Raw genomic sequence first — 13,932 nt, 5'->3', positions numbered from 1 at the left:
ATGGGCGACTACGCGATTCTCACCTGGCGACCGGACGACCAGGCCGCCCGCGCTCCGCTCCAGTGCGCCCAGGCGGCTCTGAGGCGGCTCGGCCTTGAGCTTGCCGCCGTCCGGCCTGGTTTCGAAGCCTGGCGCTCGAGCCTGGGGCCGCCATCTCTGTGGCTCTCGCCCGACGAGGGCGGTGTGGTCGTCGGCCAGGTGTTTGGATCAATCCAAGAGGCCTGGCGGGCCGATCCGCTCGATTGCGCGCGCGCGCTCGGGCGCGAAACCTGGGGGCGTTATGTCGCCGTCTTCCGCGACCAGGCTGGCCCGGCCAGGGCGTTCTTTCGCGACCCGTCCGGCGGCCTGGAGGCGCTGGCCTGGCGATGCGGCGCGCTAACCGTCGTCGCATCGGACCTCGACGCCCTGCTGGAGGCCGCCCCGCCGCACGACCTCGCCGTCGACTGGTCCCTGCTGGGCGCGGCGCTGGCCGATCGCCTGGCGCTCGCCGGACGCTGCCCCCTGCGCGGCGTCGACGCCGCCACACCAGGCGCCTTGCGCTGGCTCGACGGCTCTGGCGAGGTCATGGCCTGGAGCCCCGGCGCCTTCGCGCGAGAAGCCCGACCCGACAGTCCTGAGGCCCGCCGGGGACTGGTCGAAGCGGTCGACAGAGCGGTCGCCAGTCTGGCGCGCCGCGGCCCGCCGCTCATGGCCGAGGTGTCCGGCGGCCTCGACTCCTCGATCGTGGCCAGCGCCCTGGCCGCCCGGCCGGAAATCCATGTCGCCCAGTGGCTGCACTACTTCGTCGAGGATCCCGCCGCCGACGAGCGGCGCTATGCCCGCGCCACGGCCCGCCAGCTGGGCCTCGCGCTCACCGAGGCGCCGAAATCCGGAGCCGGCCTCGACCTTGCGACCCTGTCGCGGACCGCCAAGGCGATCCGGCCCAGCGGCGCCAATGCCGACGCCCACTATGATCGCGACATCGCCGAACGCGCCCGAACGCTCGGGGCGGCGCAACTGTTCACCGGCCTGGCGGGCGATACGGTCTTCATGTCCGGGGGCGGGGCGCTGGTCGCCGCCGACGCCTACTGGCGGCGGCCGTTCTGGTCGGCGGGGCTCGCGCCGTCGCTGTCGGTGGCGCGCCGCGTCCATGGATCGGTCTGGTCAATCTGGCGACAGGCGCAGGCCGCGCGGTTCGGATGGGCGGTGCGGTCCGAGCCGTCTCCGCCGCGCCATCTGGCCTCGCGGCAGAGAGCGCCCGCCCTTCATGGCTGGCTCCTCGACCTCGACGGCGTGGCGCCGGCCAAGCGCCGGCAGGTGCGCCACCTGGCCCTGCAGGTGCTGGTGTCGGGGCGCACGCTGCGGGGACAAGTCCTCGACCTTGTTCATCCGCTGCTCGCCCAGCCGGTCATGGAGACCTGCCTCGCGCTTTCGGTCACGGCCCTGACCCACGGAGGCGACGACCGAGCCATGGCGCGCGAGGCCTTCCGGGAGCGCCTGGCGCCGGAGGTCCGCGCGCGGCGGTCGAAGGGCGACCTTGGACGCCACTATGGCCGCGCGATCGCCGAGGACCTCACAGCGCTTCGCGAGTTGCTGCTCGACGGCTGCCTGGTCGAGGCCGGGCTGCTCGACCCGACCGCTCTCGACGAGCTGCTCACGGTTGAAACCCTGATCTGGAAGGGGCCATACCGCGAGATCATCGAGGCGGTCGTTCTCGAGCAGTGGGCGCGCTCATGGACGCGCCGGCTCGCCGGGCTCGGACCTCGGCCGAGCCCCGAACGCCTCGTCGAGGAAGTCTAGGGCCTCGCGATAAAGCCGCCGGACATTGCCGGGCCCGTTCACCACATGGCCTTCGCCCCAGAACGTCAGCAGGCGCGCATCCTTGCCCTGGCGATAGAGCGCGGCGAACATCTCCGCGCCCTGCCCATAGCCATATTCGTCGAGATCGCCATAGGCGAGCAGCACCGGCGCGGTGATCTTGTCGGCGTGGAAGAGCGCGCTGTTTCGGACGTATCGTTCCGGTACGGCCCAGGGCGGCCCGCCGACCGCCATCTGTCCGGTTTCGAAATAGCCGAAGGTGCCCATGAACGGCAGGCCCTCCTCTGGCGTCGATTGCAGGAAGTTGCTTCCCCAGCGCGTGATCATGTCACTGATCCCGGCCGTGCAGATGATGGCTTTGAAACGATCGGACTGGGTCGCCGCTGACAGCGCCGCCTGACCGCCGAAGCTATGGCCCCAGATCGCCACCCGCCCGCTATCGGCAAGGCGGGCGACTTCCGGCGTGTCGAGCACGGCGAGGATCTCCTCGGCCAGGCCCTGAGCCGGTTCGTTGGGGAAGCGGTTGTGCGGCAGGCTCGGATAGAGCACGGCATAGCCGTGGCCAGCCAGCACCAGCGGCGAAACGGTGGAATGGGCGGCGCCGGGCCGGGCGTCGGCTGGTGGGGCCGCCGCGCCGAAGACCCCGCGGCCGGGATAGGGGATCACCACCAGCGGCGGCGGACGGTCCGCGCGCCAGCCTGGCGGAAGCACGATCCAGCTGGTGAGCGGCTCGCCGCTCGGGCCCTTGTGGGCGATGGCCCGGACCTCTCCGAACTCGATGCCCGCCAGTTGCGGGTTGAGCGTCATCAGCTCGACCGTCTCGCCGCCGTGTCGGGCCCTTATGGTCTCGACCCCATGGCCGTCGCGGTCGGCGATGACCGACCAGCCGCTTCCCGTAACGACCAGGGCCGTGTCGGAGATTTCGCCAAGGTCCTGCTCGCGTTCCGCTGTCAGCCTGACCAGCCGACCGTTGCGGCGGACGAGCAGCCCGTCGCCCGCGACCAGGCTGGCCATGGCCGGGCGGCCCTGCTCACCCAGCACCGGGGCCGGCGCGGCGGTTGCGCCGTCCAGGCTGGTCATGCGGCCACGCGCGATCCGCAAGACCCGCCCGGCGCCGACCACCACCATCCGGCCTGCCGCGTCGCTGACAATCCGGTCGGGGCGCGTGGGGGCCGCCTCCGGCAGGAGCGGCGCGGTCCCTTCGCCCACCACCTTCAGCCACCGGTCGGGCGGCGAGTCTGGACCGGCCGCTGGCCGACCGAGCACGACCGCCGTCTCGCCGACCCAGCCGGCGCGCGGAATCTCGAACCCCTCGTAGGTGTAGTCGAGGCGCGGTCTGACCTGGTCGAGCCGGCGAGCGGTGAGGCGGCCGGTCTGCGGCGTGAGCATCATGAGGCCGCCGGCCTCCGGTGGCTGGCCGGGCCGGCGGGCATAGACCAGCAACCGGTCCGACCGCGGCGCCCAGGCCAGCAGGAAGGATGACAGGTCGCAGTCCTCACAGCCGGGCAGCCGCCTGTCGGTCTCCAGGTCGAAGACCGAGAGGTCGCGGCGTCGCGGCGAGGTCCCGCCGAGGATCCGGTCCGAGGCCCTCGGCTGGATGTCGGCGCCATAGGCGTAGGTGGCCACGTAGCGGCCGCTCGACGATAGCTCGAGATCCAGGAACTCGCCGGTCGCCAGCGGTCTGAAGCGACCGGTGTCGACATCAATGCGGACAAGCGCCCGCTGCATGCCTGGCGCGCCGCGGTCGAGGTATTTGCCGCTGCCGATCGCCAGCACGCTGGGCCCTCCGGTCTCCGCGGTGATCCGGGCGGCCGCCGAGCGGTAGGCCATGCTCTCCCAGCCACGCCGGAAGACGAAGTGCGGGCGATCGGGCGGTGTGACGATGGCGACGACCTCGTGGTCACCGCGCCACTGAGCGGTGCGTCCCATGAGCGAAAAGTCGAGCCCGACGCCAAACCAGCGGACAGCGCCCGTGGCGAGCTCGACGACGCCGCTCTCGGAGCTGTGCCCGCGCATGCGCGTGACCAGCAGCCGGCGACCATCGGGAGAGAACGGACCGGCCGTGTATCCGGCGTCCGCGTCCTGCGCGAGGAGCGGTGTGGCCGGACCAGGATGGGCGAGGTCGACGCGGTAAAGCCGTCGGGTGATGAACTGGGGCGCGGCGCCGTAGTCGAAGCGCGGCGCATGGTCGAGGCCACGATCGATCGTGATGACCAGCCAGCGGCCATCGGGCGAGGCGCCGACCGCCGAGCGACGATCGATCTTCATCAGGTCGTCGACGGTGAAGGGTCGGGCCTGCGCGGCCGTGGCGAAGAGGGCGCAGCAAAGGGCTGCGCACTGCAGAAGCAGTCGCATGGAGTTGACCTTCTCTATGGAGGAAGGCGGGGACGCGCCGGGCGCCCCCGCCCGGCGCTACCAGCGCTTGTTCAGCTGTAGGGCGACCACGCGGCCCAACACGTCGGCGTTGGTCGGGTCGTAGCCCACCCCGTCGAACGAGTCGTAGAACGGCGCCTTTGTCCCCAGCAGGTTCTGGACCGACAGGCTGGCCGTAACGCCGCGGAGCGGACCCGCTGACGCTGGCGCGGTCCAGCGCATCAGCACATCAGTCGTGGTCCACGAGCCGATCCTCTGGCCCGTCGTCGATCGGTAATCGTCGACATAGCGGACGGAGAGGTTGGCCAGGAGTGGCCCGTGGGTCCAACTGGCCCCGGCCACGGCGCGCAGGTCGACGGGGAAACCAGCAGTGTCGACGAAGGATGTCGAGGGCGCCGAGGGGCTGATGCGCCGGCTGTACTCGAACAGGTATGACACGCTCGCGGTCAGGCTGAGCGTCTCACCGCCGAGCCTGGCGGGCCAGGCGCCGCTGATGTCGAGGCCGCGCACGTCCAGCTCACCGGCGTTGAGGTTCCGCGCATCGATGATCGTGCCATAGGCGTTGGCGGGGAACAGTTTTGGCGTCGAACTCGTCGCCGCGTCGATGAGCGCCTGAGCAGCGGCGACATCGCCGGCGTTGCTGGCGCTGAGCCGTCGAACGAAGTCCTTGTAGATCGGGTTCTTCAGGGCGTTGAGGATGTCCTCGTAGACCGGATGTCCGACCTGGTTGGAAAACCGCGTGTCGAAGTAGGTGACGCCCAGTCGGACCCCGGGACGGGAGGCTGGCGTCAGGTCGACGCCGGTCGTCCACGACCGCGCGGTCTCGGGCCGCAGGCCAAGGTTCCCGCCCGTCTGGATCAGGCTCAACGTGTTGCCCGTCACGTCGGGCACGAAGGCGGCGCTGATCACATAGGGCTCGTTGATGTCGGCCAGGGTGGGCGCGCGGAACGAGGTGCCGTAGCTGGTTCGGAACCTGACGCCCTCGACCGGCTCCCAGACCACGCCGACCTTGGGATTTCGGCTCACCCCGAAGTCGCTGTAGCGCTCGATGCGGCCGGCGAGCGAAAGCTCCAGGCGGCGCAGGCCAGGGATGTCCTGGTGAGGGCCGAAGATCGGCACGCGCAGTTCGGCGAAGGCTGAGCGGACGTCACGTTCGAACAGCGTGCCGTCCGTCGTCGTCACCCTGGCGCCCGAGGTCAGGTAGGCGTTGCGAACAAGAAAGTCCTCCTTGCGCAACTGCCCCCCGGCCGCGAGCTTCAGCGCGCCGCCTGGAAGTTCCGCCAGCGTACCGTCGAGCTTCAGGTTGACCGAGGAAACGCGGTTGCGTCGCCAGTGGTGCTGGTAGCCGCTGCGGATGAAGGCCTTGACCACATCACTGTTCGCCGCGCCGTCGCCATAGGGATTGAAGTAGCCGTCGCGCGCGGCCGAATAGGTTGTCGAAGGATCATCGGCGACCGAGCCCAGAGCCTCGCGCAGGAAGCCGGAATTGAGCGCCTGGTCCTGGTTGCGCTCACCCTTGTCCGTCGAGAACGCCGCGTAGACTTCGCCGCGCCAGGTGCGCCCGAAATCGCGGGCCGCGCCGAGCGACAGGCCAAGGTTCTCGGCCGTGCCCTCGAGCCGGTTTGAGCCGAGCACGCCGACGAAGTCATAGGCGATCAACTGTGAGGCCTCCCCCGCGATCGGCACGAAATAGGGGTTGGCGCTGGTGACGGTGATGATCGAGGAGGAACCGCCCTGGGCGAAGCTGAACTTGCGGTGGGTGTAAAGCGCGTCGGCGGACAGTTCGACCGCGCCCAGGGTCTGGCCGAGCGTCGCATAGAGGCTGACGCGCTCCTGATCGGGCAGCGTGTCAGATCCCGCGCGGGGCTCGCCGAAGTTCATCGCCCCCGCCACGAAATCGGAGGGTTTGAGCCCGACGCCCCTGGACGGGATGGCGTAGACCGGCACATAGGCCCCGGCCGCTGCGCTGTAGGCGACGATGTTCCCGGGATTGGCGAACTGGACCCGGTGGTCGGTCCCGCCCAGCGGACGCAGGTCGCTGCTTGCGGTCTGGGCGCGTGCCGAGGCGGCCAGGGCGTCGCGTTGATAATACTCCGCCGAAACCACGGCGCGGCCTCCGCTCCAGCGCGCGCCGAAGGTCTGGCCGAACTGCAGCTCGGCCGCGTCGCCCCTCTGGGCAAGGCTCGATCGCAGACGGGTCTCGGCCCCCTCGAACGTCTGGCGCAGGATGACGTTGACGACACCGCCCACCGCATCCGCGCCGTAGAGCGCCGAGGCGCCGTCCAGCAGCACTTCGACGCGGTCAATGGCCCCGGTGGGGATCGCCGAGACATCCGCGAAATTGCCCTTCAGGCCGGTCCCGGCCATGCGCCGGCCGTTGAGCAGCACCAGGGTCGCGGAGTTGCCCAGGCCTCGCAGGTTGACGCCCGAGGCCGCCGTGTCGTTGACGAAGGTTCGGTCCGAGCCGAGCAACTGACTGGCCGGGCTCGCACCGCCGCCAAAGTTCTGCGGCAGGGCCGCGAGGGCTTCGGCGAGGTTGCCGTGGCCGGCGCGGTCGATCGCCTCGCGGTCGAAGGCGACGACGGGCGAGGCGCCGTCCCTCGCCCCGCGGATCAGCGATCCCGTGACCAGCAGTTCGGCGACCTCGTTGGCGGGGCCTTCCCCGGTCGCTTCAAAAGGGGCGGTTGTGTCGCCTCCCGCCGCGACGGCGCGCGCCTTCAGGACAAACCCACTCTTGCCGCCGCGCCGGATCTCGAGGGGCGCTCCGGCCACCAGTTGTGCGATGGCCGCCTCGGGTGTCAGGCTTCCGCGAACGCCCGCGGTCGTCAGGCCCGCGACCAGCTCCGGCGCGAACAGGATCTGGCGGCCGCTCTGAGCGGCGAAGGCCTGTAGCGCCGGCTCAAGAGGCCCGGGCGGGATGTTGAACGCGACGACCTGGTTCTGCTCGGTCGGCGCGGCCATGGCCTGAGCCGCGCATGCCGTCCCCAGCAGCGTGGCGGCCAGGCTCGCGAGCAGGCGGTGTTTCAAGGTGGTGCTAGGCAAGATCGGTCCCCTCCGACACCGGCCCGGCGTCCGTCGTGTGACGGATCTTCTGTGCACGGCGCATGGCATCGTGGCTCAGACGCGCCATCTCCGGCTCATTCCTGTCGCCGCGAAAAAGAATTTCAGGGGGTAGCCGGCGGCGCGGGGCCGCGCGCCAGCCGGATGGGCCCGTCGCCCGAGCGCTGGACCACGAAATCGTTCATCTCCGCCACCGAGCTCACGAAGGTGTCGGTGTCGCCGACGTCGAAGGTTCCGCTGATCAGGGCTGCGTCGAGCGGGCCGACGTCGAGAACGATCTTGCGCCGGTCGTAGCGGTTGACCTCGGCCACAGCCGCCTTGAGCGGCACGCGGTTGAACACCAGGCGTCCCGTCGTCCAGCTCGTCTCGGTCGGGAGATCGACAGAGACCGGCCGAGGCGTGGGGGCCGCCGTCGACAGACCCTGGCCGGGCGAAAGCCGCCAGACGACCGGCGCGGCGCCCTTGGCCTCGCGCACCTCAACCGAGCCCCTGACCAGGGTGACCTCGGCGCCGCCGTCGGCGCGGCGAACGTCGAACCTTGTGCCCAGCGCCGTCACCGAGGTGTTTCCAGCTCGCACGACGAATGGCCGGGCCGCGTCGTGGGCGACCTCGAACATCGCGCGTCCTTCGAGAAGCTCAAGATTGCGGTGACCCCGGTCGTAGCGCACGAGCACCTTGCTGTCGGTGTCGAGCATCACCGTGGAGTCGTCGCTCAGACGCACCAGCCGCTGCTCGCCCACGCGGGTCTCGTAAGTGGCCGGTCCATAGAGCCGATAGCCGGCCACGCCGCCCACGACCACCAGCGCCAGGGCGAAGGCCGCGCCGAGGCCAGCGACCAGGCCCGCGGGTCTGCGAGGCTTGCTCCTGGCGCGCGCGTGCGCCGACGAAATAGCAGCCTGGATGTCGGAATCCCCGTGAACAGCCTGACTGCGACGCCAGAAGGCGTCGACCTCGTCATAGGCTGCCCTGTTGCCGGGCAGGCGACGCCACGCCTGAAAGGCTTCCATGTCGGCGGCGGGCACGGCGCGCTTGTTCAGACGGGCGAACCACGCGCTCGCCTCGCTCCTGGCCTGGTTCGAAGGGACGGTCGAAGGGCTCATGTCAGGCGTCTTCCGCTTCGTCCTGCAAGCGCACGATACAGTGTTCGAGGGCCTTGTTCAGCCGCCACTCCACCGCTTTCACCGATAAACCACAGCGTGTAGCGATCTCTTCATAAGTCAAACCCTCGAAACGGCTCAAGACGAAGACGTCCCGATACCGCTCGGGGATCGACAGGATCAGCTCCCTGACGAGAAGATCTTCCATGGGCGTGGCGGTAGCCCCCGGCTCGCCGGGACCGGACTGAACCGCCTCGGCATGGCGGGCGCGGACGGCGCGCCGACGGAGCAGATCCTTGGCCAGATTGGAGGCCACCCGCATGAGCAAGGCCTGGGGGCTGCGGATCTCATTCGTGTTGCGTGGGGCCAGGCGAGCATAGGTTTCCTGCACGACGTCGTCGGCGTCCGCGTCGATGCCGCGTCCAAAGCGCCGGCGCAGCATCGCGCCAAGCCAGGGCGCATAGCGCCTGTAAAGCCTGTCCAGATCATCGCGGTCGTCCCAGCCGCCCTCGGGCTGGGTCGCAACGCGCGGAAGCTTGGGGTCCATCGCCTACTCCGTCGGTTGGACGGGGCGCCTGGAAACTCGATGGCGGGCAAGGGCGCGCGGCCGCAAGACACGGACGCGAGGGCGCGCCCGGGGGCGCGGGCGCTGTCGGCGCGCCGCTTTGATCGGCGCGTCGCTATGGCACTTAGGCATCGCACGGGGTTTCCACGCCCCACCCGCGCGCAAGGCGCGAGCGTCGAAATCCTGAATCAAAGAGGACTGGCGCGCAAGCCAGGGATCGTCGTTAGGCGAAAATGGGGGCGGGCGTTGGAAACCTCGCGATGACGAAGGCCCGCCGACTTCAGCGCCGACCGCCGCCGATGACCCCCGGCTCCAGATCGGCGCCTATAGGGCGGCGCCCGCCATGTGACAGTAGGCGCCTTGAGATCATCCGCAAGCCGTTGCCATGTGTCCCCGACTCTCTATCCTCGGCGCGCAGCCTGTGAGAGCCCGCGCGTGACGACCCAGCTTCCAGACGGAGAATACCCCTTCGCCGACGTCAGGCTCCCCTTGAGGGAACTGGCGATGATGGAAGCTCCGCGTGAACTCGAGGCGTTGCTCATCGCGTCGGCGAAAGCATCCGGGATTGAGATTGTACGGGATCAGCCTGTGGAGCTGACCTGCAGTTCCGAGGCGTATCCTGACGCAACATTCGTCGTCTTCTGGCCCAGTGGGCAGGAGCGCATGAACATCCTGGCGCCGGCGGGCTCAGGCGCTGGCAGAGCATGACCTCAGGGCGCTACTCAGCGCGAGATGAGTGTTGTGCATTTTTGTGCAGTTCTGTTGACCCCGGATCGCCGCTCCCTCACTCCTGAGGAGGAACAAAAGGTGATTCGAAATGAGCGACGTGGCGCGCGTGCAGGTTCTTCTGCAGCCGGCGGAAGCAGAGAGATTTGAACGCTACTGCAGCCAGACCGGCCATAAGAAGTCGACACTGATCGCCCGCCTCATCCGGGAGCACCTGGACCGTGAGCAGTTCGAAATCCAGCCGTTGCAGGTTGTCCGGAGGGCAGTGGGATGACTGTCGATACGCGCCAGACCATACTGTCAAAAATCGCTCGCCTGCAGGCCGGCGGGGCCCCAAGGGTGCTCGATCTCTTCGCCGGCTGCGGTGGCATCTCCCTCGGATTCCAGGCGGCTGGGTTTGAAATCGCCGCGGCGGTTGAGTTTGATCGCGATGCGGCCGCGTCGCATGGCGCCAACTTTCACCCGGGCGACCCGCGACACGCTCAGCCTCGCGATATCACCAGACTCTCGCCTGAACAGCTCGCGGAGGATCTGGAGCTGGGCGGCGTCTCTTCCGCGATCGACGTCATTGTGGGCGGGCCGCCGTGTCAGGCGTTCGCGCGCGTCGGGCGCTCAAAGCTGCGGGAGATCGATGAGCATCCCGAGGCGTTCAAGCACGATCCTCGGGCCCGCCTCTATCTGGAGTACCTGCACTATGTGGAAGCGTTCCAGCCTCTGGCGCTTCTGATGGAAAATGTGCCGGACATGCTCAATCATGGCGGCCAGAATATCGCTGAGGAGACGTGCGAGGTCCTGCGCGATAAGGGGTACGTCGCGGGCTATACGCTGCTCAATGCCTCGTACTTCGGCGTTCCCCAGATGCGCGAGCGGATGATCCTGATCGCCTATCGCAAGGAACTCGGCGCCGAAATCAGCTTCCCGCAGCCCACCCACTACATGAAGCTGCCCCCCGGCTACGCGGGCAGCCGGCAGGTGGCGCTGAAACTCCTGAACCGCCGGTCAACGAGCGGAGAGCCGGTCAGCTACATGGATCCGCCTGAAGCTGATCCGTCTCTGCCGCCAGCGATCACCGCCAAGGCGGCGCTTGAGGACCTGCCGCCGATCACGCTGCATCTCGAGGGAAAGCTTACCAAGGGGGCGCGCAGGTTCGATGAACTGATCCCCTACGGCGGCAAGGCGCGTGCCGGGAGCTACGGCGCCCTTATGCGGGGCTGGAGCGGTCGGGAGAACAGCGATGGCGTGCGCGATCACGTCATCCGTTATCTGCCCCGCGACTGGAAGCTGTTCGCTCGCCTCAATCCCGGAGATCAGTATCCTCAGGCGCACGCCCATGCGCTGCGCATGTTTGAGGAAGCGCTGGAGGCCCTGCGTCGCGAGACCGGCTCCGCGCCGAGGAAGGGATCTGCCGCATGGCAGAACCTGCGCGACTCCATCGTCCCGCCCTACGACGTTGGAAAATTCCCCAACAAGTGGCGCAAGATGGAGCCTGACCTGCCGGCGCGCACGCTTATGGCGCACCTGGGTAAGGACAGCTACAGCCACATTCACTACGACAGCGCTCAGGCTCGGACCATATCGGTTCGCGAGGCCGCGCGGCTTCAGTCCTTTCCGGATGGATTTGTATTTTCCGGGACGATGAATCCGGCGTTCAAGCAGATCGGCAACGCCGTGCCTCCGCTGCTGTCCAAGGCTGTCGCGACCGAGATGCTCGCAACGCTGCGGTCGGCTCTGGCGCGCGGTTCAGATCTGGTCCGCCCCTCGGCCGAAGCGGGCTGAAGCAGGGATGTCGAGATTCAACCCTCATCATCCCGCGGACGCGGTATTCGCAGCCGCCGCGCACTGGCGCCATAGCTGTCTCCTGACAGATGGATCGGCCCTTTTCGCGGGGCGCGGTCTCTGGACCGGCGCCAACATCGCCCAGGTGCGAAATGCCTTCCGGGACGGCGCAGAGGATGGGCAGGACAGCTTTCTCACCAAGCTCAGAAGGCAGCTCACTGGTCAGGCTGACGCCATCCATGAGCTCGCAGCCGAGTTACTCTGGATCCTGCTTCTGTTTCCTTCGAATATCGGAGCGGACAAGAAGCGGGAAACTGTGCATGAGGTACTGTCCTGGCGCTCGAAGCATTCGGCTCCTGATGAAAAGTGGCTGAGCGACGATGTTCTCGGGGGGCTTGGCTCGGCCGGTACGGCCTTCAATACCCACCGACCTCGGGAGTTTGCCTATCTTCTCGACCTGGTCGCCCGGCTGAAGGACCTTCCCCCGCCAGAGAGGGTTCAAGTCCTGGGCGACGCCTGGGCCTTTTCAGGGTTTCTGGCCAGCGTCCATTCCGACGGCACGCGCCAGTTCTCGCATATCGTCGAGCACCTCCTCTTCCCCGACGTGTTCGAGCGAATTTCGAGCGGCGCCGACAAGCGCCGGGTGATTGTTGGCCTGGGTGGCGATGACCCGGCGGCGGTAAAACAGTTAGACCGGGCGGCCAGGGATCGTCGGCTCTTCGAAATCCGGAATTCGATCGCGCAGGCGCGCGGGAGTGCAGATTTCGATTTCTATGAGGCTGAGTTCGCCTCAAAGTGGCGCTCCGATGAGGGGAGCGAGAGTAAGTCTGTGGTGAGTAAGCAAAATACCCTGCCGCTGGGCGATCTGCCCCAGCCGGCGCAGTCCTCCACTGATCGGCAGAAGCAGTTCACCGCTTTCGTCACGGAAAAAGCCGGCCCTAATGCGAAGGTCGCGACCAATTTTGGCTTCTCGAACAGCGCGCGTCTCCTCGAGGGCGGACTGTTTGCCTGCACGGCAAACATGGAGGGCGCGTCAAAGAACGTGATCACGGGCGCCGGCGGGGCATCGGCTTACGTTTTCGCCTCTGTCCTGACGTTTCCGCCATATGACGAGGTCTACTTCGCGATCACCGTCAGCGAAGACCGTGAGAGCCTCGATGCCGGCCTGGTCGAACTCTACCGGGATGTCGAGGCGCGTAACGGGGGGAAGGCTGAGGGTGATCGACCGTCGCGGATCAACAACAACGTCAAATTCTACCTCAACGAAGAAGGCAGGATTGGTTTCAGCAATGACTTCTTCGAATCGATCTCAGCCGAGCCGACACTCAGAAGCCGTTCGGCGGCTGTAGAATCGATTGAATTCGCGATCTGGCCGCCGACCGTTTCGGCAAGGCGCAGTCTGCTGGCTCGGGAGTTTGTCGGCTACCTGGGGCGCCTCGTGGGCCGCGAGAAGGTGCATGAGCTGAAGGTGTGGTCGTCGGAGAGCGGCGTTGGCCCGCTTATGCAGCGGATGCCGGCAGACGTCTCGCCGCAGGCGATCCGCCGTGGTGTTGCGGCGCTGGGCGGGGTCTACCCTGACGCCCTGATCGACCGTTTCCACGCCGGCCTCAACCACCTGCAGCACAAACATTTCGTCATTCTGTCCGGGCTTTCGGGGACGGGTAAGACGCAGCTGGCCCTGCAATACGCGCGCACGATCCATGGCCTTGAGAGCATGGAGGCCGCGGATCCGCTGCTGTTTGTCTGTCCGGTGCGTCCTGAGTGGACCGACCCGAGCGGCCTGACCGGCTATGAGGATCGGTTGTCAGGCCAGTACGTCGTGCCAAAGTTCCTGGAGGCGCTGCTGGTGGCGACCGCCCACCCAGCCTCACCGGTGTTCGTCATTCTCGACGAGATGAACCTCGCCAGGGTCGAGTATTATTTCTCCGACATCCTGAGCGCGATCGAGAGCCGCAACGAAATCTCCCTCCACTCCAGCGGCGTGCCGATGGTCGGCAGTACGGGCGGTGAAGTTCCGGCAAGCCTTCGCGTGCCGCACAACCTCTTCCTGGTCGGCACGATCAACGTCGACGAGACGACCAGCACGCTTAGCGACAAGGTGATGGACCGGGCCGTTGTCATCGACATGTCTGATGTCGATCTTGGATCCTTCTTCGACACGCTTGGAGCTCGAGAGGATGCGCTGAACGCCTCTATCGGCGCCTGTCGGCCGGTTCTCCAGGATCTGAGCGCTTTGCTGGGGCCGCACGGACTTGGCTTTGGCTATCGACTGGCCGAAGAGTTCGTCCGTTACCACGCCTTCGCCACCGATCATCTCGGCCGGTCGTCGGAGGAGGTGATCGATGACCAGCTTGTCCAGAAAGCCCTGGCGCGACTGCGCGGCTCGGAGGCTCAGCGCGACCTTCTCCGGAAGCTTGCCGAGACCAATGCCGGCCGGCCCCGCTCGCGAGCTCTGATAGATCGGCTGCAACGCGATCTTGACGAGCTTGGGGCGTTCCAGACCAGCCGGTGAGCGCCACACTCCACATCTGGCCAAGC

Annotated in this window: 8 protein-coding genes; 4 read left to right on the top strand and 4 right to left on the bottom strand. The window is 67.7% G+C overall.

Going from position 1 to position 13,932, the window contains the following annotated elements; translation table 11 throughout:
- Positions 1 to 1,779, top strand: a complete 1,779-nt coding sequence (locus tag Q0V34_RS09400; RefSeq protein ID WP_297511014.1) for an asparagine synthase C-terminal domain-containing protein — start codon at positions 1 to 3, stop codon at positions 1,777 to 1,779.
- On the opposite strand, the gene Q0V34_RS09395 is transcribed toward Q0V34_RS09400, so the two are convergent.
- From Q0V34_RS09395 to Q0V34_RS09380, 4 genes are all read right to left on the bottom strand, one after another.
- Complete coding sequence (locus tag Q0V34_RS09395; RefSeq protein ID WP_297511012.1) at positions 1,711 to 4,152, bottom strand: prolyl oligopeptidase family serine peptidase; 2,442 nt, start codon at positions 4,150 to 4,152, stop codon at positions 1,711 to 1,713. The genes Q0V34_RS09400 and Q0V34_RS09395 overlap by 69 nt on opposite strands.
- Before the next feature lie 57 nt (positions 4,153 to 4,209).
- On the bottom strand, positions 4,210 to 7,212 hold the full coding sequence (locus Q0V34_RS09390) for a TonB-dependent receptor (RefSeq protein ID WP_297511010.1): 3,003 nt from the start codon (positions 7,210 to 7,212) through the stop codon (positions 4,210 to 4,212).
- Between the two features lie 122 nt (positions 7,213 to 7,334).
- Positions 7,335 to 8,330, bottom strand: coding sequence for a FecR domain-containing protein (locus Q0V34_RS09385; RefSeq protein ID WP_297511008.1), 996 nt, complete (start codon positions 8,328 to 8,330; stop codon positions 7,335 to 7,337).
- A 1-nt stretch (position 8,331) separates the two neighbouring features.
- Positions 8,332 to 8,874, bottom strand: coding sequence for an RNA polymerase sigma factor (locus Q0V34_RS09380; RefSeq protein ID WP_297511006.1), 543 nt, complete (start codon positions 8,872 to 8,874; stop codon positions 8,332 to 8,334).
- Positions 8,875 to 9,709: 835 nt separating this feature from the next.
- On the opposite strand from Q0V34_RS09380, the gene Q0V34_RS09375 reads away from it, so the two are divergent.
- Genes Q0V34_RS09375 through Q0V34_RS09365 form a run of 3 tightly spaced genes read left to right on the top strand, consistent with a single transcriptional unit; the run spans position 9,710 to position 13,906 of the window.
- A complete protein-coding gene (locus tag Q0V34_RS09375) occupies positions 9,710 to 9,892 on the top strand; it encodes a hypothetical protein (RefSeq protein ID WP_297511004.1) in 183 nt (60 codons plus the stop codon).
- A complete protein-coding gene (locus tag Q0V34_RS09370) occupies positions 9,889 to 11,394 on the top strand; it encodes a DNA cytosine methyltransferase (RefSeq protein ID WP_297511002.1) in 1,506 nt (501 codons plus the stop codon). The genes Q0V34_RS09375 and Q0V34_RS09370 overlap by 4 nt, the downstream gene beginning before the upstream one ends.
- A gap of 7 nt (positions 11,395 to 11,401) precedes the next feature.
- Positions 11,402 to 13,906 (top strand): hypothetical protein, encoded by a 2,505-nt coding sequence (locus Q0V34_RS09365; protein WP_297511000.1) that lies wholly within the window; start codon positions 11,402 to 11,404, stop codon positions 13,904 to 13,906.
- Positions 13,907 to 13,932: the final 26 nt, after the last annotated feature.

The sequence above is a fragment of the uncultured Caulobacter sp. genome (genome assembly GCF_947036865.1).
In the GTDB taxonomy this organism is placed as follows: Bacteria; Pseudomonadota; Alphaproteobacteria; order Caulobacterales; family Caulobacteraceae; genus Caulobacter.
Note: the sequence above shows the minus strand (reverse complement) of the source record. Positions and strands in the feature narration are given on the sequence as shown.